15 protein-coding genes are annotated in these 20349 nt (G+C 61.4%); 9 read left to right on the forward strand and 6 right to left on the reverse strand.

Going from position 1 to position 20349, the window contains the following annotated elements:
• Positions 1–115: 115 nt before the first annotated feature.
• The 3 genes from hslV to EI290_RS13125 form a co-directional block, all read right to left on the reverse strand.
• Positions 116–652, reverse strand: a complete 537-nt coding sequence (hslV, locus tag EI290_RS13115; RefSeq protein WP_125430991.1) for an ATP-dependent protease subunit HslV — start codon at positions 650–652, stop codon at positions 116–118.
• Between the two features lie 220 nt (positions 653–872).
• Positions 873–3206, reverse strand: a complete 2334-nt coding sequence (locus tag EI290_RS13120) for a S9 family peptidase (RefSeq protein ID WP_125430993.1) — start codon at positions 3204–3206, stop codon at positions 873–875.
• Positions 3207–3415: 209 nt separating this feature from the next.
• Positions 3416–5974, reverse strand: coding sequence for a TonB-dependent receptor (locus tag EI290_RS13125; protein WP_125430994.1), 2559 nt, complete (start codon positions 5972–5974; stop codon positions 3416–3418).
• A 294-nt stretch (positions 5975–6268) separates the two neighbouring features.
• Between EI290_RS13125 and EI290_RS13130 the strand changes: the two genes are divergently transcribed.
• Complete coding sequence (locus tag EI290_RS13130; protein WP_125430996.1) at positions 6269–6877, forward strand: hypothetical protein; 609 nt, start codon at positions 6269–6271, stop codon at positions 6875–6877.
• Between the two features lie 82 nt (positions 6878–6959).
• On the opposite strand, the gene EI290_RS13135 is transcribed toward EI290_RS13130, so the two are convergent.
• Complete coding sequence (locus EI290_RS13135) at positions 6960–8720, reverse strand: pyruvate dehydrogenase complex dihydrolipoamide acetyltransferase (RefSeq protein ID WP_125430998.1); 1761 nt, start codon at positions 8718–8720, stop codon at positions 6960–6962.
• A gap of 166 nt (positions 8721–8886) precedes the next feature.
• A complete protein-coding gene (locus tag EI290_RS13140; protein ID WP_125431000.1) occupies positions 8887–9510 on the reverse strand; it encodes a histidine phosphatase family protein in 624 nt (207 codons plus the stop codon).
• A 207-nt stretch (positions 9511–9717) separates the two neighbouring features.
• Here EI290_RS13140 and EI290_RS13145 point away from each other — a divergent pair, with 207 nt between their 5' ends.
• The 6 genes from EI290_RS13145 to EI290_RS13170 all read left to right on the forward strand — a co-directional run bounded on the left by EI290_RS13145 (position 9718) and on the right by EI290_RS13170 (position 16463).
• Positions 9718–10149, forward strand: a complete 432-nt coding sequence (locus EI290_RS13145; protein ID WP_125431002.1) for a hotdog fold thioesterase — start codon at positions 9718–9720, stop codon at positions 10147–10149.
• Positions 10146–11366 carry a chorismate-binding protein gene (locus EI290_RS13150; protein WP_125431004.1) on the forward strand — a complete coding sequence of 407 codons (1221 nt, stop codon included), beginning with the start codon at positions 10146–10148 and terminating at the stop codon, positions 11364–11366. The genes EI290_RS13145 and EI290_RS13150 overlap by 4 nt, the downstream gene beginning before the upstream one ends.
• A gap of 146 nt (positions 11367–11512) precedes the next feature.
• Entirely contained in the window at positions 11513–13387 is a 1875-nt protein-coding gene (menD, locus tag EI290_RS13155) for a 2-succinyl-5-enolpyruvyl-6-hydroxy-3-cyclohexene-1-carboxylic-acid synthase (RefSeq protein WP_125431006.1), read from the forward strand.
• Between the two features lie 132 nt (positions 13388–13519).
• On the forward strand, positions 13520–14344 hold the full coding sequence (gene menB / locus EI290_RS13160) for a 1,4-dihydroxy-2-naphthoyl-CoA synthase (RefSeq protein ID WP_125431008.1): 825 nt from the start codon (positions 13520–13522) through the stop codon (positions 14342–14344).
• 304 nt (positions 14345–14648) lie between these two features.
• The gene (locus EI290_RS13165; RefSeq protein ID WP_125431010.1) at positions 14649–15467 is read left to right on the forward strand and encodes an alpha/beta fold hydrolase; all 819 of its coding nucleotides are present in this window, start codon (positions 14649–14651) and stop codon (positions 15465–15467) included.
• A 579-nt stretch (positions 15468–16046) separates the two neighbouring features.
• Positions 16047–16463, forward strand: coding sequence for a DUF6370 family protein (locus tag EI290_RS13170; RefSeq protein WP_221766260.1), 417 nt, complete (start codon positions 16047–16049; stop codon positions 16461–16463).
• 64 nt (positions 16464–16527) lie between these two features.
• Here the strand turns inward: EI290_RS13170 and EI290_RS13175 are convergent, their stop codons facing one another.
• Positions 16528–16746, reverse strand: a complete 219-nt coding sequence (locus tag EI290_RS13175) for a hypothetical protein (protein WP_125431013.1) — start codon at positions 16744–16746, stop codon at positions 16528–16530.
• 154 nt (positions 16747–16900) lie between these two features.
• Between EI290_RS13175 and EI290_RS13180 the strand changes: the two genes are divergently transcribed.
• Positions 16901–18016 carry an AMP-binding protein gene (locus EI290_RS13180; RefSeq protein ID WP_125431016.1) on the forward strand — a complete coding sequence of 372 codons (1116 nt, stop codon included), beginning with the start codon at positions 16901–16903 and terminating at the stop codon, positions 18014–18016.
• A 138-nt stretch (positions 18017–18154) separates the two neighbouring features.
• On the forward strand, positions 18155–20338 hold the full coding sequence (locus tag EI290_RS13185; protein ID WP_246008948.1) for a dipeptidyl peptidase 3: 2184 nt from the start codon (positions 18155–18157) through the stop codon (positions 20336–20338).
• Positions 20339–20349: the final 11 nt, after the last annotated feature.

Genomic DNA, 20349 nt, shown 5'->3' on the forward strand with positions numbered 1-20349 from the left:
CTACCTACTCGTACTTCTTGCAGAGGTAAAAGAACATCATGCTGTGCCTGTCGAAGTATCTTTACCAAACAACGTCTGCGCGGTGGAGATGCTTCAATGGACTCGGCATGATGGGTTAGCTGGGCTCCTCAATCAGGAGGTTGTGGTTGGTGTAGATGCAGATGTCGGCGGCAATGTGCAGGGCTTCCTCCACCATCTGGCGGGCGGTGAGGTGGGGGGCGTGCTTTTTGAGGGCCAGGGCGGCGGCTTGGGCATACATGGCTCCCGAGCCGATGGCGGCCACGTCAGAATCAGGCTCCAGCACGTCGCCGGTGCCGGCAATGATGAGCAGCTCGTCCCGGTCGGCCACCACCATCATGGCTTCCAGCTTGCGCAGGTACTGGTCTTTGCGCCACTCCTTGGCCAGCTCAATGGCTGCGCGGCGCAGCTGCCCCCCGTAGCCACCCAGCTTTTCCTCAAACTTATCGAGCAGCATGAAGGCATCGGCAGTGGAGCCGGCAAAGCCGGTTACCACTTTACCCTCGTGCAGCTTACGCACTTTGCGTACGTTGCTCTTGGCTACGTGCTTATCCATGGTGGCCTGGCCGTCGGCGCCGAGGGCAATCTGGCCGTTGTGGCGCACACCCAGCACGGTAGTGGAACGGATTCTCATGGCAAAATCAAAAAGGATACGGGTACTCTTCTGTAGGAAGCCGCAAAGCTACGGGAATCCGGCCGCAACGCCCAGCCGAAGCTTACCGGACCGCAACTCTATAAATGTCATTCCGAGCGAAGCCGAGGAATCTTGCGGGCTGACGGTTGCAATGTTATTCAACCATCAGCCCGCAAGATTCCTCGGCTTCGCTCGGAATGACTGTTCTAATTAGCTACTCCTACTGCACCGCATTACGCGGGTCAGGCTGGGGCCTCATTTCGTAGTTCTGTGGAGGCTCGGCCCCGGCCAGATGCTGCACGAAGTAGTCCCAGCGGCGGCGCATCATGTAGGGCGAGTAGGTCCCGAAGCTGTGGCGGGCGTTAGGAAGCACTACCAAATCATAGCTCTTGTTGGCTTTGGTGAGAGCCTCCACTACCAGCCAGGTATTATAGGGCGGCACATTGTCATCCATCAGGCCATGGGCCAGCAGGAGCTTGCCCTGCAGGTTTTTGGCGAAGGGCGCGTTGGCCTGGTTGTCGTAGTTGGTGGTGCCGTCGGGGTTGGTCTTGAGCAGGCCAATGTAGCGCTCCGCCCAGTCGTCCTCGTAGTTGCGGTTTTCGTGGTTGCCGGATTCCGAAATGCCCACCTTGAAGAACTCGGGGTAGCGAAACAGAGCCGCCGCCGTAGCGTAGCCCCCACCCGAGTGCCCCCAGATGCCCACCCGCTCCACATCCAGGTACGGATACCGCTGGGCCAGCTGCCGGATACCGCTTACCTGGTCCGACAGCGTATTCTCGGCCATATTGCCGTAGCAGGCATCGTGGTAGCTTTTGGAGCGCAGGGGGTTGCAGCTGCCCTCCAGCACCACCACCACAAAGCCCAGCTCAGCCAGGGCCTGGTGGTCGTTGCGGGCCGTGGCAAACGACCAGCTGCCCACGCCCCCACCCTGGGGCCCGGGGTAGATGTAGTCGATAACCGGGTACTTCTTGGCGGCGTCCAGGGCGGTGGGCGTAAACATCAGCCCGTACAGGTCGGTCTGCCCATCGGCGGCCTTTACGGTAACGGGCGTGGGCGCTTTCCAGCCAGTGGCGCTGAGGCGGGAAATATCGGTTTTCTCCAGGGTGGAGAGCAGCTTACCGTCGGCGGCGCGCAGCACCGTCTGGCCGGGCTTGTCGGGCTGGGAGTAGGTGTCAATAAAGTACTGGCCCGAGGGCGAGGGGGTTACCTGGTGGTTGCCGGGCTCGGGGGTGAGCAGCTTCAGGTTTTTGCCGTCCAGCCCAATGCGGTAGAGGTGGGTGAAGTAGGGGTTGCCCGGCTCCCGCCCGTCGGCCAGAAAGTACAGCTCCCGCTTCTGCTCATCCACGCCCAGCAGCTGCGTTACTACCCAGTTGCCCTTGGTAATCTGGCGCTTCACCTTGCCGGTGGTAGCATCGTAGAGGTACAGGTGGCCCCAGTTGTCGCGCTCCGAGTACCAGATAATTTCCTTGCTCCGGGGCAGGTAGCGCCAGTTAATAGCGCCCTGGCCCGACTCGTACTGGGTGGCCACAGCTTCGGTGAATACCTCGCGCACGGTGCCGGTAGCAGCGTCGGCAATGCGAAATTTCTCCTCCTTATGGTCGCGTGAGGTCGAAACGAAGGCCAGCTCCCGGGCATCGGGGCTCCAGTCCACGTCATCGAAGGTGCCACTGCTGGAAATATCGTCGGAAAGGGAGCCGCGGTGCGGGTCGGGGGCCATCTGGAAGCGCACCACTTTCGGGGTACCCACTTCAATGACCACCCGCTCAATCATGGCAATGTCCTGGTCGCCGGGCAGGGGGTATTTCCAGCTGTCGAGGCGGGGGTGCCCGATGTTGGTGCTCACCAGGTACATACTGCCCACGTTGCGCTGGTCCTGGCGGAAGGTGGCAATCTTGCGCGAGTCAGGCGACCAGCGCAGCACTGCTTTGTTACTGTGGCTCCAGCCGGCGTTGTCGGTGGCGTAGCCGTGATCCTTGGTCCCGTCGGTGGTGAGTTGGGTGAGCTGGTTGGTACCGGTGTTGCGCACCCACAGGTTGTCGTCCTTAATGAAAGCGGCCAGCTTCCCGTCCGGCGACTCCACCTCGTTGTCGGCGTTGGCCGGGGGCGCTGCCGGGGCCGCGTCGGGCGTCAGCTGCCCGCTTGCTACCTCGTACTTCCAGGCTTTACCAGCGGCGGCGAAGGCCAGGGTTTTCTCGTCGGGCGAGTAGGTGAAGCTGCGGAAGGGCAGGCGGCCGGCCTCGTAGGATTTGCCGCTGGCCGAAGACAGTGCGGCGGCCAGCTTGGCCTGGTCGAAGGCGGCCGTGCGGGTTTTGCGGGCCGGGTCTACCAGCACGTACTCACTCCCCCGGGCCGTGAGCACCCGGTACCAGAACCGGTCGTTGGCCAGCCAGTGTGGCTGCCCGATGCTGCCATCTACCAGGGCCGAGGTATGATAACCCAAAAAACGCTCGGCCCGGGCGTAATCCTGGGCCGTGAGCACGGGCCGCTGCTGAGCCGGGGCCGTGGCCGGAGCCAGCAACGCCGCGGCCGAAAGGGCCAGCAAATACTTGTGCATAGAGTAATGAGCAGTGAACAATGAGCAATGAAAGCGGGGCGGCGAGAACCGAAGCTACTGGAAGGTCATGCTTCAGCTGCGCTCAGCATGACCTTCCGGAAACTTAGCCATAACGCGCAAGCAAGTACGGCAGAACCCGGAAATATTCTTCCCTGATTCTGCCGTACTCATTACTCACTACTCACTACTCACTACTCACTACTCACTACTCAAAACCGGGCCTGCAGCTTGGCGAAGTAGAAGCGGCCGTTGGCGCCCATCTGCACGGGGTCCCAGGCACCGCCGGTTTCCGTCAGCTGGGGGTCGAAGAGCGTGGGGTAGCGGTTAAACAGGTTGGCGCTGCCCACAATCAGCTGCAACTGGTTGGTGAGGGCATAGTTCAGGGTAAGGTCGGTGGTGATGCGCGGGTCATACTTCATCGGGTCCCCGTTCCAGTCGATGAGGGTAACCTTATCGAAGCGCACGAACCGCACCAGCGCCCCAAAACGGCCCAGCTGGTAGTCAAAAGTGAGGTTGATTTTAGACGGCGGGGCGGAGGCTTTCACAAAGGCCTGCTCCCGGGCCCCGAAAAACTCCTCCTCCCGGCCCGTAAGGCGGCCCGAGGTGCGCACCCGGTCAATTTTGAGATGGTTGAAGTTGGCAGCCACCGTGGAATTGAGCCGCCCCTCGCCCAGCGTAGCTGTGTGGCTCAATACTACATCCAGCCCCAAGGAGCGGGTATCAGCAGCATTGGCAAAGAACTGGGCCTGATCTACGTTCAGGGCCTGCAGGTCAGGGCCAATCACCGGGTCGTCGGCCGAAAACTGGCTGGTAAGCACCACCCGGTCCTTCACCTTGATGTAGTAGCCATCCAGGGTGAGGCTGAGCGAGGAACCCAGGCGGCTGGTGAGGCCCACGTTGGCGCTGCTCGAGGTTTCCTGCTTCAGGCTCGGAATACCCAGCTTCTGGGTTACAGCGCTGTTGTTGCGGGCCAGCAGCACCTCTACCGGCGTACCGTTCACGAAGTTGGTGAAGGTGGAGTTGAAGTTGATCTGGGCCAGCGAGGGGGCCCGGAAACCGGTACTGAACGTGCCCCGCAGGGTCAGGAACTCGGTGAGGTTGTAGCGGGTGGCCGCTTTGTAGTTCAGGGTGCTGCCGAAGTCGGAGTAATGCTCGTAGCGCAAAGCCCCGGCCAGCAGCCAGCGCTGCGTCACGCTCAGCTCAGCATCGGCGTAGGCGGCCACGTTGTCCCGGTGGGCTTTAATAGCATCGGAGGGCTGGAAGCCGGGGAAGCCCTGAGAGCCGCTGGCGGCACCCGACTGTGGGCTGTAGTTGCGGTATGAGGCTTCTTCGCCGGCAAACAGGGAGTACCACTCGCGCCGGGCTTCCGCGCCTACGGCCAGGTTCAGGCCCTGCAGCACGGTTTTGTAGTTGCGCGTCAGGCCCAGGTTTACCACGTCCTGCTGCAGCTGGAAGCCACCGGCGTAGAACCGGGTTGGCGAGCTGGCCCCCAGCGAGGCATTCAGCGTGTTCTTCACGCCATACTCAAAGCGGTTGGAGCCAAAGTTGTTGCTCACATCCAGCTCCCAGCCGCCCAGTTGGGTGCGCAGGCCCACCACCCCGGAGGCATCCCAGATGTCACTGGTAATAATGGGGTCGAAGCCGTTGGGGTAGATGGCAGGCACGTTCCGGTCGTCGTCGGCGAAGCGCGTCCAGGCGTAGGCGTCGCCCTGGCGCTTGTTGCCGCCCCCAAACACGTACACGTACGACTTCTCACTGAGGGCAAAGCGGGAGTTCAGGTACGCCGACAGGTTCCGGATTTGTGGGTCGCCGTACTCACGGCGGGCCAGGCCATCGGCGTTGGGTACGTTGGCTCGTTGGGTATGCTGGCGCTGGTTGAAGTCGAGGGTAGCATTCACGAAGCTGCCCCGCTCGCCCAGGCCTACCCCGTAATTTACATTGGCGTTGAAGTTGCCCCCGTCGAATTGCTGGTCGTCGAAGCGGTATTTGGCGTCGTAGGCACCGTAATTGACGTTGGTGGTAAGCTCCTTTACCGAGCTTTTGAGCACGATGTTGATTACGCCGGCAATGGCGTCGGAGCCGTACTGAGCCGCCGCTCCGTCGCGCAGAATCTCAATCCGCTCGATGCTGGCGGCGGGTATCACGTTCAGGTCGGTGCCGGTATTACCCCGGCCCCGGGTGCCAAACAGGTTCACCAGGGCCGACTGGTGCTGGCGCTTGCCGTTCACGAGTACCAGCGTCTGGTCGGGGCCCAGGCCGCGCAAGGTGGCCGGGTCCACGTGGTCGGCCCCGTCGGAGCCGGTCTGGCGGTTGGAATTGAAGGAGGGGGCCACAAACTGCAGCAGCTGGTTTACATCGAGCTGGCCGGTTTTGGTGGTTACTTCCCGCAGGTCAATTACATCTACCGGGGAGGGCGAGTCGGTGACGGAGCGGTTCTGGCTGCGGGAGCCCACCACCTGCACCTCGCCCAGGCCCGTCGAGGCGTCGGCCAGGCTCACACTGATGTCGCCGCCGCTGGCGGCCACCTCCTGCGAGGCGTACCCGATGGAGCTGATTTGCAGGCGGGGACTGGCCGTGCGCGCTTTCAGGGTAAAGCGGCCGTCGTTGCCAGTGGCGGTACCGTTGTTGGTACCTTTTTCCACCACGGTAGCGCCAATTACGGGCTTGCCGGCGGCATCCACTATTTTTCCGGTCAGGGTCTGGCCCTGGGCAAGGGCCATAGAAGTACTCACGACGCAAAGCGTCAGGGCCAGTAACGGCTGTTTCATATATCTGCTGATTGGTGAAGGAAACACGAACCGCAGAGTTGCCGGCGCAGCCTCCGCTGCCGGTAAGTATAGGAGTTTTTTCGATGCACTCCGGCCGCCACCCGGTCCAGGGCGCTGAAAGTTACAGCTGCCTTTGCGGGCGGGGCTGCTTTCGTCATATCGTTCCCTATCGGTAGCTTTACTGTCGAGTTCTGCCACGGACTCCGATACTTTATTCGGTTATCTGTCATGCTTACCCGATTGAATTATTAGCACCTGTCGGCAGATATCCGTCTCTTCTCACCCCCTATTTCTATGAAATTTACCTTATCCGCCTGGTTTATCGGCGGCCTGGCGCTACTGGTCGGCTGCACCTCCGACGAGCCCATTCCGCAGGAAACCCAGGCGTGGCTGCACGACACCGACGGCACAGTCCTGACGTTTCAAAACACCAGTACCGGCGTGGCCGAGCCCGTAGAAGTACACATCCGTCGCGAAAGTCAACGAACCGGTTCCGGTCGGTTTACCATCCGCCATACCCGGGTGCACCAAGCCTACCTGTACTACTACATCAACCCTCAGCCCGCAGTGCCCATCACTGGGTTGGGCCTGGAGTTTGCCGATAACCAAGTAACGGTTGCCCCAGACCCCAACTACTGGACCGACAGCCGGATCTTTCTGCAGACTGCCGCCGATGAAGCGCAGGAAACAGCCACCGCCGAGACACAGGCCAGCGTGAAACTAACCGGTATCATGACCCTGAATGGCCAAGCGTACGGACGTTGTCTTTGGGGAAAGTTCACCCTGGCCAAAGGCAGTCAGCCAACTAAAACAGACGACGTAGCAGAGTTCTTTTACACGAAGGATCAGGGCTTGGTGGCGTATACCAAAGCCAATGGCCAAATGTGGATGCGGGTGAAGTAAGCACTGCTGATTTCAGCCAATGCAAACGGCCCGCCCTGCAAGTGCAGAGCGGGCCGTTTAACTTTTACAGGTTCCGTCAGGCTCAGATAAGCATCCGCATGGGGTCTTCCAGCAGGGCTTTCAGCGTCTGAAGGAAGGCGGCGCCGGTGGCACCGTCCACCACGCGGTGGTCACAGCTGAGGGTTACCTTCATTACATTGCCGATGGCCAGCTGCCCGTCCTTCACCACGGCCGTCTGCTTGATGCCGCCTACGGCCAGGATGCAGGCATCCGGGGGGTTGATGATGGCCGTGAATTCCTCAACACCAAACATGCCCAGGTTACTGATGGTGAAGGTGCTGCCCTCCCACTCGGCGGGCTGCAGCTTTTTGCTCTTGGCTTTGCCGGCCAGCTCTTTCACCTCGGTGGCAATGCTGCTGAGGCCTTTACCATCGGCGTTGCGCACCACCGGCACCAGCAGGCCCTCATCCACGGCTACAGCCACGCCAATGTTTACCACCTTGTTCTGGCGGATTTTGTCGCCGAGCCAGGAGGAGTTAACAGCGGGGTGCTGTTTCAGGGCTACGGCAGCAGCCTTAATAACCAGGTCGTTGAAGCTGAGCTTGATGGGCGACAGGGCATTGAGCTGGGTACGCACTTCCATGGCCCGGTCCATCAGGATTTCCATGGTCAGGTAGAAGTGCGGGGCCGTGAACAGGCTTTCTGAGAGGCGGCGGGCAATAACCTTACGCATCTGCGACACGGGCGTGTCGGTGTAGGTGCCTTCTGGCTGTTGGTTGTTGGTGGTTGGTGGTTGGGCCGGGGCAGATACCGCCGGAGCAGCCTGAGGAGCAGGGGCCGCGGTGGGCTGGGTAGCCGGACCAGCTACGGCAGCAGGTTGGGCGGCAGCAGCTTCTAGGTCGCGGGATACGATGCGGCCGTTTTCACCGGAGCCCTTTACAGTGCTCAGGTCGATGCCTTTGTCTTTGGCAATGCTCTTGGCCAGCGGCGAAGCGAAGATGCGGCCCGACTGGTTGGTGGTAGTTGGTGGTTGGTTGCCGGCTTCGGCCGCCGGAGCCGGGGCCGAGGTAGTGGCAGCAGCCGGCGCAGCTTCAGCAGCGGCTGGAGCCGGAGCCGCGCTACCGCCCGATTGACCACCGAGCAGGGCCTGCACGTCGGCACCTTCTTCGCCAATGATGGCCAGCACACCGTCTACCGGAATAGCTTCGCCTTCTTTGGGGCCGATGTATAAGAGGGTGCCATCCTCGTAGTTATCCAGCTCCATGGTGGCCTTATCGGTTTCCACTTCGGCCAGGATGTCGCCGGATTTCACTTTGTCGCCTACCTTCTTGAGCCAGGCGGCAATGGTGCCTTCCGTCATCGTGTCGCTCATTTTGGGCATCCGGATGATGGTGGCTTTTTTGCCGTTGCCGGCGGGGGCCGGAGCGGGCGCGGCAGCCGGGGCCGGAGCAGCCGGAGCGGCAGCGGGAGCCGGGGCAGCGGGTGCCGGAGCAGCTTCCGTTTTGGGGGCCTCAGCCGGGGCAGCGGCTGCTGGAGCGGGGGCCGCTTCAGCTTTGGGAGCGGCCGGGGCCGAGCCGCCGTTGAGCAGGGCCGAAATATCTTCGCCCTCCTTGCCCACAATGGCCAGCAGGCCATCTACGGGCACGGCGTCGCCTTCTTTGGGGCCAATATGAAGAAGAGTGCCGTCCTCGTAGTTCTCGAGTTCCATGGTGGCTTTGTCGGTTTCAACTTCCGCCAGAATGTCCCCGGATTTTACTTTGTCGCCTACTTTTTTGAGCCACGAAGCAATGACCCCTTCGGTCATTGTGTCGCTCATCTTGGGCATTTTTATGAGTTCGGCCATCGGTATCGTCGTTGGATTGAGTGGGTCAAAATTAGCCCGAAAATTCGGGGCTGCAAACGAAACCTGCGGATGGCAAAACCAGCTGTCAGCAGCGAATTTTCGCCTGTAGCTCCGGATAGATTGCGCTGCAATTTGCTGGTTCGAGCGTAGAGCCGCTTGCCTGTTCTTAGACCATTTCCTGCAAATGCCGCACGTCCAGGAAGCTGCGCACGGTGAACAGGGAGCCGGTGTAGTCGAGTTGGTAGAGGCAGAGGTTGTGGTGCTCAAAGCTGTCCATCTGGCTCAGGGGGTAGCCCAGCAGCTGGCAGAGCAGCACCCGCATGGCCCGGCCGTGCATACACACCAGCACGGTTTCCTCTTCGGTACGGGAAGTAAGCAGCTCAATGACGGGGCGCTGGCGGGCGGCTACTTCCTCGGGGCTTTCCCCGCCCTGCAGGCGGGCGGTGGTACGGCCGGCCCGCCAGTCCTGCAGCACCGTGTGGTACTCTTCGTCTTCCTCCGGGGTAATGCGCATACCTTCCCGGGTGCCCCAGCTAATCTCGTTGAGGCCGGCGTGCTGCTCGTGGGGCAGGCCCAGCTCCAGAAACCCCCGCACCGATTGGTGGGTGCGCTGCAGCAGGGAGGTGTACACTTTGTCGAAGGGCACGTGGCGGTAGGCCGCAAAAAAGCGGGCCGCCTGTCGGTGGCCGGCCTCGTTCAGGGAAGAATCGACGCCGCTGCCCTGTACAATGCCGCGCACGTTGAAATCCGTCTGGCCGTGGCGAATGAGGTAGATTTTTTTGACGCTCATTTCCCGCTGCTTTTGCTGGTTATGCCGTTAAAGTACGGGCTTTTCCGGTACACGGATGCACAAATTGCCGCGCCAGGAAGCCACAACCTGCGCAACACCCCGTACCTTTTCGCCCCAGAATGGTTGTATACTATCTTCCCTTCTGCATCTTTTATCAGGCGGCCGCCCCACCCCCGACGGCCGGCGCCGCTGTTCTTACCGCCCGCTATGACGCTGGAGCAACTCACCCACTGGGTAGGCACCCGCCCCACCCTGGCCGACGCCCTCGGCATTGAACTCACTGCCCTCACCGACGAGTACCTGGAAGGCCGGATGCCCGTGGATGGCCGCACCCATCAGCCCATGGGCCTGCTGCACGGCGGGGCCTCGGTAGCCCTGGCCGAAACCCTGGGCAGCGTGGGCGCCGCCACCAAAATAGACCCCACCCGGCAGGCCTGCGTCGGCCTCGAAATCAACGCCAACCACCTCAAAGGAGTGCGCGACGGTCATGTAATCGGCCGGGCCACTCCCCTGCACGTGGGCCGCAGCACGCAGGTCTGGGAAATCCGGATTACGCACGAGGAAACCGGGGCCCTGGTGTGCATCAGCCGCATCACCATGGCTGTTATTGACCTGCCCCCAGCCAAGCCGCAGGCATGAGTTCCTTGCAGCGGATTTCCTGGCAGCCCCAGTTGCCCGTACCCGACCGGCTGCGGCGCCTGGTGGCGCTGGCCCTTACCAGCGGCCGGCCGGTGGCGCTGTGGCGGCTGCCGAACACGCAGTACGCCCGCCTGTGCTTGTGCCTGAACGTAGACTCGGCATTTGCGGGCCTGCCACCGGCGCTGGAACCCACAGCCCCGGCCGGATTCGCCTTTTTCCCTTTTCGCGACTCCGACCACAACCCGCCGCTGTTTCTGCCTGCCGACCTGTTTTTCGACCTGGCTCACCCCGATGAAATTTGGGTAAGCGCCGCCGCTGCTGCCCGCCTACCGGAGCTGCGGCAGCGGTTTGCAGCCCTCCCCGACGCGGCCGAGTTGCCCTGGCACGTGAGCCGGCAGCCGGTGCCGGTGCCGGCCTCCCGCGAGGAGTACGAAGCCCTGGTGGCGGCCGGCATAGCCGCTATTGAGGCCGGCACGGTGCGCAAGGTGGTTTCCAGCCGGGCCGTGCGGCAGCCCCTGCCGGCCGGGTTCGATGCCCTGGCTGCCTTCGAGGAGCTGCAAACGCGCTACCCCAACGCCTTTGTATCGTTGGTGAGTGCGCCGGGCGTGGGCACCTGGCTGGGCGCTACGCCCGAGGTGCTGGCCGAGGTAGATGAGCACCAGGTATTCCGGACGATGGCACTGGCGGGCACTCAGCCGCTGCTGCCGGGCATGAAGCCCGCCACCGCCCGTTGGGCCCACAAAGACCTGGAGGAACACGCCATGGTGGCCCGCTTCATTGTGAATTGCTTTAAGCAGCTGCGCCTGCGCGAGTACGATGAGCAGGGCCCACGCACGGTGGTGGCCGGGCAGCTGCTGCACCTGCGCACCGATTTTGCCGTGCAGCTCAATGAGGTGCCCTTCCCTACCCTGGGCACCGATATGCTGCGGCTGCTGCACCCCACGCCCGCCGTGGGTGGCGTACCTAAGCAGCCAGCCCTGGAATTTCTGCGCCACCACGAGGGCTACGACCGGGCGTACTATGCTGGTTTTCTGGGCCCCGTAAATCTGCCCGATGCGGGCGTGTCCCGCCTCTACGTGCACCTGCGCTGCCTGCAACTGCGGCCTCAGGAGGCTATTCTGTACGCCGGCACTGGCCTCACCGCCGACTCCGAGCCGGCGCGGGAGTGGCAGGAAACCGAACTGAAACTACGGACCATTGGGGCCATTTTGAATTAAAAATTGCTTGGTGAACGTCATGCTGAGCGGAGCCGAAGCATCTCTACCGCTTCGTTGCAATGCTAATCAATTAGTCAGAGGTAGAGATGCTTCGACTTCGCTCCGCTGCGCTCAGCATGACGTTCTTCTGTACCAATCTATAGCTTATGTCGACCCTGCAAGCCGTTCACAATATCCCTGAAATCTGCGCCCAATTGGGCATTACGGACGTGGTATTGTCGCCGGGTTCCCGGTGCGCCCCGCTTACCATTGCCTTTGCCCGCCACCCGGCCATTACGGTGCGCACCGTGCCCGACGAGCGGGCCGCCGCTTTCATTGGGCTGGGGCTGGCGCAAAGCCAGCGGCGGGCGGTGGCGCTGGTATGCACCTCCGGCACGGCCGGCCTCAACTACGCGCCGGCCGTAGCCGAAGCGTATTTCCAGCAGATTCCGCTGGTGGTGTTTACCGCCGACCGTCCCCCGGAATGGATAGACCAGCTCGACGGGCAAACCATCCGCCAAACCGACCTCTACGGGGCACACGCCAAAGGCTCTTTCACGTTTCCCGCCGATACCACCCACCCCGACGCCCAGTGGCACGCCGCCCGGCTGGTTTCGGAGGCTATTGAGCTGGCCGAGCAGTTTCCGGCGGGGCCCGTGCAGGTAAATGTGCCGCTGCGGGAGCCCTTTTATCCCAAACAGGGCGAGGAGCTGCAATTTGGACCGGTGCGCGTGACGCGGGAGCTGCCGGGCAGCCCGGTGCTGCCAGCGGCCGTGTTGCAGGAGCTGGCCGCCGCCATCCGGAGCACCAGCCGGGTGCTGGTGGTAGCCGGCCAGCACCCCTACCACGCCGACCTGCTGCTGGCTCTGCGCCGGTTTGCGGCCGCCTACCAGGTGCCCGTGGTCGGCGACCTGATTGCCAACCTGCACTTGCCCGCCGCGGCCGGCTATGACCAGCGCAACCGTCCTTTGGGCCGCCAGGACGTATTTATGGCCGTGCCCGAACCGGGCCTGAAAGAGGCGCTCAAGCCGGAGCTGCTCATCACCTTCGGCCAGTCGTTGATTTCCAAGGCCCTGAAGCTGTACCTGCGCAACGCCAGGCCGGCCCAGCACTGGCACATTCAGCCCGCCGGAGCCGTAGCCGATACCTTCCAGTCGCTCACGAAAATTGTGCGGATGGAACCGCTGGATTTTTTTGAGCTGCTGCCGGTTGCTTTACCTTCGCCTCACTCCCTTGCCCCCTCTCCGGGGGGAGAGGCACCCCAGGCATACACCGCCGCCCCGGATGCCACCCGCGTAGCCCCAGTGCCACGCCTGACCTGGCCCGGTGGCGGGGCTCACCTCACAGAGGCCGAAGCCACGGCCAAAGGGGCCTACCTGCGGCCCTGGCAGGCGGCCGAGAACTGGGCCGATGGGTTTCTGCGGGAGTTTATGGGGCAGTCCAACCAGCCGTTCAACGAGTTTACGGCCATCTACCGGGCCTTGCAGCACCTCCCCGACCATGCGGCCCTGCACCTGGCCAATAGCATGGCCGTGCGCTACGCCAACATTCTGGGCCTACCCGCGGGGCGCATGGTAGAGGTGTTTGCCAACCGGGGCACCAGCGGCATTGATGGCTGCACCAGCACGGCCGTGGGCGCCGCCCTGGCCCGCCCCGACCGGCCCGTGGTGCTGCTCACCGGCGACGTGGCCTTTTTTTATGACCGCAACGCTTTCTGGCACAACTACCCCACGCCCAACCTGCGCGTCATTCTGCTCAATAACCACGCCGGCGGCATCTTCCGGCTGATTGACGGCCCCCGCCAGCAGCCGGAGCTGGAGGAGTTCTTTGAAACCCGCCAATCCCTGCGGGCCGAGAATACCGCCCGGGATTTTGGCCTGCGCTACCTGCCGGTTTCTACTTTTGCTGAACTTGAGTCGGCGCTACCGGTTTTCTTTGCAGCCGAATCCGGCGCGGCCCTGCTCGAAATAACCACCAGCAGCCCTACCAACGCCGAATTCTTTGAACAGTACCGGGCGCAAGTCCGCACATCTTTTTCTTAATCTGCTTGTATTGTCATCCTGAGCAAAGCGAAGGACCTTACCACATCTGAGCTACTAAACGACGACCGTCCATGCGTGATGAGGTCCTTTCGTTTTGCTCAGGATGACAGTCGCCTTTACGTTCTTCTACCTATGTCAGAACAGCTCACCTGGACCCCAATTAAGGAGTTCCGCGAAATCCTCTTCACCCAGCACGGAGGTATTGCCAAAATCAGCATCAACCGCCCGCAGGTGCATAATGCCTTCACACCCCTCACGGTGCAGGAGATGATTGAGGCCATGCACATCTGCCGCGACCGGACCGACATTGGCGTCATCATCCTGACGGGTGAGGGCGGCAAGGCCTTCTGCTCGGGCGGCGACCAGAGCGTGCGGGGCCACGGCGGCTACGTGGGCGACGACGCGGTACCCCGCCTGAACGTGCTGGATTTGCAGAAGCTTATTCGCTCTATTCCGAAGCCGGTGGTGGCTATGGTAGCCGGCTGGGCCATCGGGGGCGGACACGTTTTGCACGTTGTCTGCGACCTGAGTATTGCCGCCGAAAACGCCCGCTTCGGTCAGACGGGGCCCATTGTTGGCTCGTTTGACGGTGGTTTCGGGGCCTCGTACCTGGCCCGGGTAGTAGGCCAGAAAAAGGCGCGTGAAATCTGGTTTCTCTGCGACCAGTACAACGCCCAGGAAGCCCTTGATATGGGCCTGGTAAACAAAGTAGTTCCCCTGGATCAGCTGGAGGCAACCACGGTGGCCTGGTGTCACAAAATTCTGGAGAAGAGTCCTTTGGCCCTGCGGATGCTCAAATCCAGCTTCAATGCCGAGCTGGACGGTCAGGCTGGTATTCAGGAGCTGGCCGGCAACGCCACTTTGCTGTATTACCTGAGCGAGGAAGCCAAGGAAGGTAAAAACGCCTTTATTGAGAAGCGCAAGCCTGACTTCTCCAAATATCCTAAGTTTCCGTAACTGGTAACCATAGCGCTTGTCAGAAGGCCCGTACCATCCGGTATGGGCCTTTTTTTGCGCTAAGTGGCCAAACCTACATTCTCGTTACCATCCTGATTAACAGGATTATATCATATCAATAGAACTTTACAAGTTGTAAACTCAACAGTATTAACAGTAGCCCTACCCGATTTCCCATTTTAGGAAGACAGGATTTTGTTGGGAAATGCTTGCCAATTAACCGCTTACAGGGCAGTTTATACGTTCAATCAGGTGAAGGTCGGATGGTACTTATCCGCGCTTACTCGTCTGGCTCACTAAGGGTATGGATATCTTACAGCGTCATTACGTTTCCACGTATGGGGCCGGGCAACAACCGCTTATGTTTGCCCACGGATTTGGCACTGACCAGCTCAGCTGGCAATATGTGGCCCCGGCGTTTGCGCCTTTCTATCAGGTAGTGCTGTTCGATTTGATTGGCGCCGGCCGCTCCGACCGCAACGCCTACGACTTTACCCGCTACCAGACCCTGGATGGCTATGCCGCCGACCTGATTGCCCTGCTGCGCACCCTGAATATGCCGAAAGTAGTGTACGTGGGGCATTCGGTAAGCGGTATGATTGGCGTATTGGCAGCCATTAAAGCGCCGGAGCTGTTCGAGCGGCTGGTGCTGCTGGCGGCCTCCCCCTGCTATGTAAACGACGGAGACTACCCCGGTGGCTTCGACCCCGCCGATCTGGAGGAGCTGCTCGGGTTTCTGGACCTGGACTACCGGGCTTGGTCGCGGGCAATTGTACCATCGTTGATTGGGGGTGACATGCGCCCGGAGCTACTGGATGAGCTACTGGCCAGCTTCACCAGCGTCGACCCCGCGGTGGCCCGGCAGTTTGCCCATGCTACCTTCTTATCTGATTACCGCTCGGCCTTGCCCCAGTTGCAAGTGCCAGCTCTGGTGGTGCAGTGCGCCCAGGACTCGGTGGCTCCGGCGGCAGTGGGCCGTTACCTACATGCCCACCTCCCCGACAGCACGCTGGATATCATTGACACCGATGGGCATTACCCACACCTGAACGCGCCCGTGGCCACTATTGCGGCACTACACCGGTATCTGGGCGGAACCCAAACAGCCATTCCCCAGGCTTAGCTATGTGGCGGCCCCCTGGTGCGGCCCTGATGACAACCATCATTTCTTGGTGTGAGCCAGGCGGGAATTGAGGCAGCAGAAGCTGAAAAGGCCGAAAGTTGCCGCTACTCAGGAACCCAAGAAATAAAACAAGCAAGTCCATCGGAATCAGTGCACAGCAGTGTTTTGCCCTCAAGCGCATAATATGCTGGCACCGGCACGCTGCCGGGGCCGTAAGGCAGCGTAAACACCTGCAAACTAAACGGGAGATGATGCGGGGCGACAGAATGCAGGAAGTACTGGCTTCCAGGCCCGTTTTTTTCAGGAGAAACTGCAGCCGCTACCGGTCCTGCTGCTTTTCCCCAGACCTCCGTTGAAACCAACAACCTACTACCACACCAAGTATGAGCCGCTGCAAGCGGTGCTTTCGGCCGGCCAGCGCACCGCCCGGAAGCGGCAGTTTCGTGCGGGACGCCGCCCGCTCCGGATGTAGCGGCACCCATTTCCGGGCAGCCGGCCGGGGCGGGTATGGGTTAATGAGCGTAGGCAAGCGGCCTTTCCACTTAGTATTGCAGCCGGGCCCGGTGTCTTTCAGCGCCTATGCGTACCTTACTGGCGTCGCTCTGTAACCCTTGGGGCGGCACGCCGGCCATGAAACACCTCTTGCTGCTTTTTCTGTTGGGTACTGCGGCCACCGCAGCCAGGGCCCAAACCGCGCCGGCTACGGCCCATCCGTCCATATCAGTTCCCGACCCAGCCCAGCCGGTTCAGGTAGTGGAGGCCGCCTGTGGGCAATGCCGTCTGGGCCTACCCGGCAAGAGCTGCGACCTGGCCGTGCGCACTGCCGGCAAGGCCTATTTTGTGGAAGGCACTACCATTGACTCCCACGGCGACGCCCATGCCAAGGATGGTTTTTGCCAAGCTATCCGGCAAGCCGAAGTGCAGGGCCGGGTGGTTAACGAGCAGTTTGTAGTTACTTACTTCCGCTTGCTGCCTGAACCTAAAAAAGCGCAATAAGCAGCTAATCCGGGGGGCAGAGCGGGGTGGCACCGGGCGGGACTTTGCGTGGGCGCGGCCCCCTTTAAAATATGGAGCCATAGGCCTCGCAGCCGGCGCACCAGCCGAAAAAGTTGCGTAACCGCTCCTGCTTGGCGCGTTTCTTCCGCAGTTTGCGGGCCCGGAGGGCAGCATCGGCTCCGGACGTGGCGGCCGGGTGAGCTACTTCGGGGCGGAGCGTGAGGTAGCGCCGGAACACGAAGGCTCTGGCCAGGCCAAACGGACTTGATGCGGAAATGAGCATGGGGTTAAGAAGTTGGCGACCTGCTTAAGATACACCTTTAATCCCTTCGAAGTCAAGCCGCAGCGCATATAGTTATGCCTCCTGTAAGCGCAAGGGATGCGTAGGTGGTGGTTCCGGCACCTATCTTGCCGCTCTTTCCACTTTGCATCGTCCTATGGCCGCCGATACCGACCTTCTGCCCGATTCTCTGCTGCTCAACGGCCGCTCGTTTCGCTACGCCGACATTCAGCAATACCCTGCCCGCGCCCCCCGCGACCTGAATGGTTACGAGGCCCGGGTGCTGGATTTTATCCGGCAGTGGCTGAATGGGGCGCAGGAGTTCGGGCTGCGGACTTCCGGCTCCACCGGCCAGCCCCAGCTGATACAAATGAAGCGGCGGCAGCTGGAAGCTTCGGCCCGGCGCACCGGCGACTACTTTGACCTGGGCCCCGGCGACCGGATGCTGGTGTGTTTGAACTGCGAGTTTGTGGGGGGGCTGATGATGCTGGTGCGCGGCCTGGAGCGACGTATGCACCTAACCATTGTAGAGCCCCACGCCGATCCGCTGGCGCTGGTAGCGGCCTCTGCCGAGTTCAGTTTCACCTCCTTCGTGCCCTTGCAGCTGCGGGCGGTGCTGGCTGCCGGCCATGCCTCCCGCCTCAACCGCATGAAGGGAATTCTGGTGGGAGGGGCACCCGTGGAACGTAGCCTGGAAAAGGAAATCCAGCAGCTGCTAGTGCCCGTGTATGTAACCTATGGCATGACGGAAACGGCCTCGCACATTGCCCTGCGCCGCCTTAACGGCCCCCATGTACAGCCCACGTACCGCGTGCTGCCCGGCATTGAGGTAGGCCAGGATGGCCGGGGCTGCCTCACGGTACGGGCCGATGTAACCGAAAACCATCTGATTACGACCAACGACCGGATTAGCCTTTCCCCGGATGGGCGCAGCTTCGAATGGCTGGGCCGCGCCGACTTTGTTATCAATACCGGGGGCGTGAAAGTGCAGGCGGAAAAGGTGGAGCAAGTGCTGGAAGTAGCCCTTACCGAGCTGGGCCTGGGCCGGCGGGCCTTCGTAGCCGCCCGCCCTGATAAGCGCTTGGGCGAGCAGGTAACTGCTTTTCTGGAAGGTCCCAGGCTGACTGCCCGCCAACAGGAGCAACTGCTGGAGCTGCTGCGCCAGCGCCTCGATAAGTATGAGGTGCCCCGGGAGCTGGTGGCCGTACCAGAGTTCCGTACTACCGCCTCCGGCAAGCTGGACCGCCTGGGCACCCTGCGCACCGTGAAGTAGTGCACAGCAGCAAGTGAGAGGCCGGAGGAAAAGCGTGGCAGACCCGAACGTTATTCCCTGCTACTTCTCACTTCTCATTTCCCTTGGGTATGTGAAATTATCCGTTGATTTGTGCAAGTTCTACCCTGCCCTTTCCCCATGAATACTACCCGTGTATCGGCGGCGGCTTTGCTGCTGCTGGCCCAGCTGGGCGGCGGCTGCGCTACCACTTCCGGCACTTCAACTGCCCCTACGGCGGCCCTTGACTCGGCTACTGTCCTGGCCGTGCAGCAGCTGGAAACGGCCGCCGCTGCCGATGCCGCCGCACCTGTCTCAGCGCCCCTGCCAACTGCTCCTGCGTTTCAGGTGGTGATGGAGCAGTTTGCCGACCTGCGCATTCTGCGTTACCAGGTGCCGGGCTTCGAAACGCTGGAGCCGCGCCAGAAGGAGCTGCTGTATTACCTCTACGAAGCCGCCCTGAGTGGGCGCGACATCATCTACGACCAAAACTACAAGCACAACCTGCGCGTGCGCCGCACCCTGGAAGCCGTGTGGCAGGCCAACGAGGAGCGGCGCACCGCCAGCACCAACCAGCAGCAGATTGATCAGGCTACCAAGTTTGCCACCTACGCCAAGCGGGTGTGGTTCAGCAATGGCATTCATCACCACTACAGCACCCGCAAGTTTCTGCCCGAGTGCACGCCGGCCTATTTCAAGGAGCTGATTTTCGCCACCGACCCCAAGCAGCTGCCCCTGGAGCCGGGCGAGTCGGTTACGAAATTTCTGGCTACGATGACGCCCATTCTGTTCGACCCGAATGTGGCACCCAAGCGCGTGAACCAGGAGGCCGGTAAGGACCTGGTGAAAACCTCGGCTAACAATTTCTATGAGGGCCTGACGCAAACGGAGGTAGAAGCCTACTACCGAAAGAAAATCAACCGCCAGGATCCTCAGCCCATTTCCTACGGGCTCAACTCCAAACTGGTAAAGGACAAGCAGAACCGCATTACGGAGCGCACCTGGCGTACGGAAGGTATGTACGGCCGAGCCCTGAGCAAAGTGGTGTTCTGGCTGCAGAAGGCCGCGGCCATAGCCGAAACCCCCGAGCAACAGCTGGCGCTGCAGAAACTTATTGAGTTCTACCAGACCGGCGACCTGAAGAAGTGGGACGAGTACAACATTGCCTGGGTACACGATACGCACAGCCGCACCGATGTGGTAAATGGCTTTATTGAGGTGTACGGCGACCCGCTGGGCTACCGCGCCAGCTACGAGTCGGTAGTGTCGTTCAAGGATCTGGAGGCCACCAAGCGCATTCAGGCCATCGGGGATGAGGCGCAGTGGTTCGAGGATAACTCCCCCATCAAGCCCGAGCACAAAAAGAAAAACGTTATCGGCATTACGGCCAAGGTAATTACCACGGTGGTAGAGGCCGGCGACGCGGCTCCCAATACGCCCATTGGCATCAACCTGCCCAATGCCAGCTGGATCCGGAAAGAGCACGGCTCCAAATCGGTGAACCTGGGCAACATTGTGGATGCCTACGGCGCCGCCGACGCGGGAGGTATGCTGGATGAGTTTGCCTTCGACGACGCCGAAAAGCAGCGTGCCCGCCAGTACGCCGGCCTGGCCGGCAAGCTTCACACCGACATGCACGAGGTAATTGGGCACGCCTCGGGGCAGCTGAACAAGGGCGTAGGCACGCCCAAGGAAACTCTGAAAAGCTACGCTTCGGCCCTGGAAGAAGCCCGCGCTGACTTGGTAGCGCTATACTATCTGCCCGATGCCAAGCTGGTTCAGCTGGGTGTACTGCCCGCTGGTGGCGAAGTGGCTCGGGCCGAGTACGACCAGTACATCCGCAACGGCCTGCTCACGCAGCTGGTACGCCTGCAGCTGGGCGAAACCGTGGAGGAAGCGCACATGCGCAACCGCCAGATGGTTGCCAGATGGGCCTTTGAGAAGGGACAGAAAGACAAGGTAATTGAGCGCCTCACCCGCGACGGCAACACCTACTTCCGGGTAAACGACTATGAGAAGCTGCGCGGCCTGTTTGGGCAGCTACTGCGGGAGCTGCAGCGCATTACCAGCGAGGGTGACTACGCGGCCGGGAAGGCCCTCATCGAAACCTACGGCGTGAAAGTGGATCCGGCCCTGCACAAAGAAGTGCTGGCCCGCTACCAAAAGCTGAATATTGCGCCATACTCCGGCTTTATTCAGCCCCGGCTGGTACCCGTGGTACAGGATGGCACCATCACGGACGTGAAGCTGGAATACCCCACCGACTTCTCGCAGCAGATGCTGGAATACGGCCGGCGGTACCGCTTGCTGCCCGCTTACAACTAGCCGCCGGCGGG

The organism is Hymenobacter metallilatus (assembly GCF_003944705.1).
Classification (GTDB): domain Bacteria; phylum Bacteroidota; class Bacteroidia; order Cytophagales; family Hymenobacteraceae; genus Hymenobacter; species Hymenobacter metallilatus.

Excerpts from the sequence above, each read along its gene's own strand:
- hslV (WP_125430991.1), bottom strand. The coding sequence starts at position 652 with ATGAGAATCCGTTCCACTACCGTGCTGGGTGTGCGCCACAACGGCCAG.
- EI290_RS13120 (WP_125430993.1), bottom strand. The coding sequence starts at position 3,206 with ATGCACAAGTATTTGCTGGCCCTTTCGGCCGCGGCGTTGCTGGCTCCG.
- EI290_RS13125 (WP_125430994.1), bottom strand. The coding sequence starts at position 5,974 with ATGAAACAGCCGTTACTGGCCCTGACGCTTTGCGTCGTGAGTACTTCT.
- EI290_RS13130 (WP_125430996.1), top strand. The coding sequence starts at position 6,269 with ATGAAATTTACCTTATCCGCCTGGTTTATCGGCGGCCTGGCGCTACTG.
- EI290_RS13135 (WP_125430998.1), bottom strand. The coding sequence starts at position 8,720 with ATGGCCGAACTCATAAAAATGCCCAAGATGAGCGACACAATGACCGAA.
- EI290_RS13140 (WP_125431000.1), bottom strand. The coding sequence starts at position 9,510 with ATGAGCGTCAAAAAAATCTACCTCATTCGCCACGGCCAGACGGATTTC.
- EI290_RS13145 (WP_125431002.1), top strand. The coding sequence starts at position 9,718 with ATGACGCTGGAGCAACTCACCCACTGGGTAGGCACCCGCCCCACCCTG.
- EI290_RS13150 (WP_125431004.1), top strand. The coding sequence starts at position 10,146 with ATGAGTTCCTTGCAGCGGATTTCCTGGCAGCCCCAGTTGCCCGTACCC.
- menD (WP_125431006.1), top strand. The coding sequence starts at position 11,513 with ATGTCGACCCTGCAAGCCGTTCACAATATCCCTGAAATCTGCGCCCAA.
- menB (WP_125431008.1), top strand. The coding sequence starts at position 13,520 with ATGTCAGAACAGCTCACCTGGACCCCAATTAAGGAGTTCCGCGAAATC.
- EI290_RS13165 (WP_125431010.1), top strand. The coding sequence starts at position 14,649 with ATGGATATCTTACAGCGTCATTACGTTTCCACGTATGGGGCCGGGCAA.
- EI290_RS13170 (WP_221766260.1), top strand. The coding sequence starts at position 16,047 with ATGCGTACCTTACTGGCGTCGCTCTGTAACCCTTGGGGCGGCACGCCG.
- EI290_RS13175 (WP_125431013.1), bottom strand. The coding sequence starts at position 16,746 with ATGCTCATTTCCGCATCAAGTCCGTTTGGCCTGGCCAGAGCCTTCGTG.
- EI290_RS13180 (WP_125431016.1), top strand. The coding sequence starts at position 16,901 with ATGGCCGCCGATACCGACCTTCTGCCCGATTCTCTGCTGCTCAACGGC.
- EI290_RS13185 (WP_246008948.1), top strand. The coding sequence starts at position 18,155 with ATGAATACTACCCGTGTATCGGCGGCGGCTTTGCTGCTGCTGGCCCAG.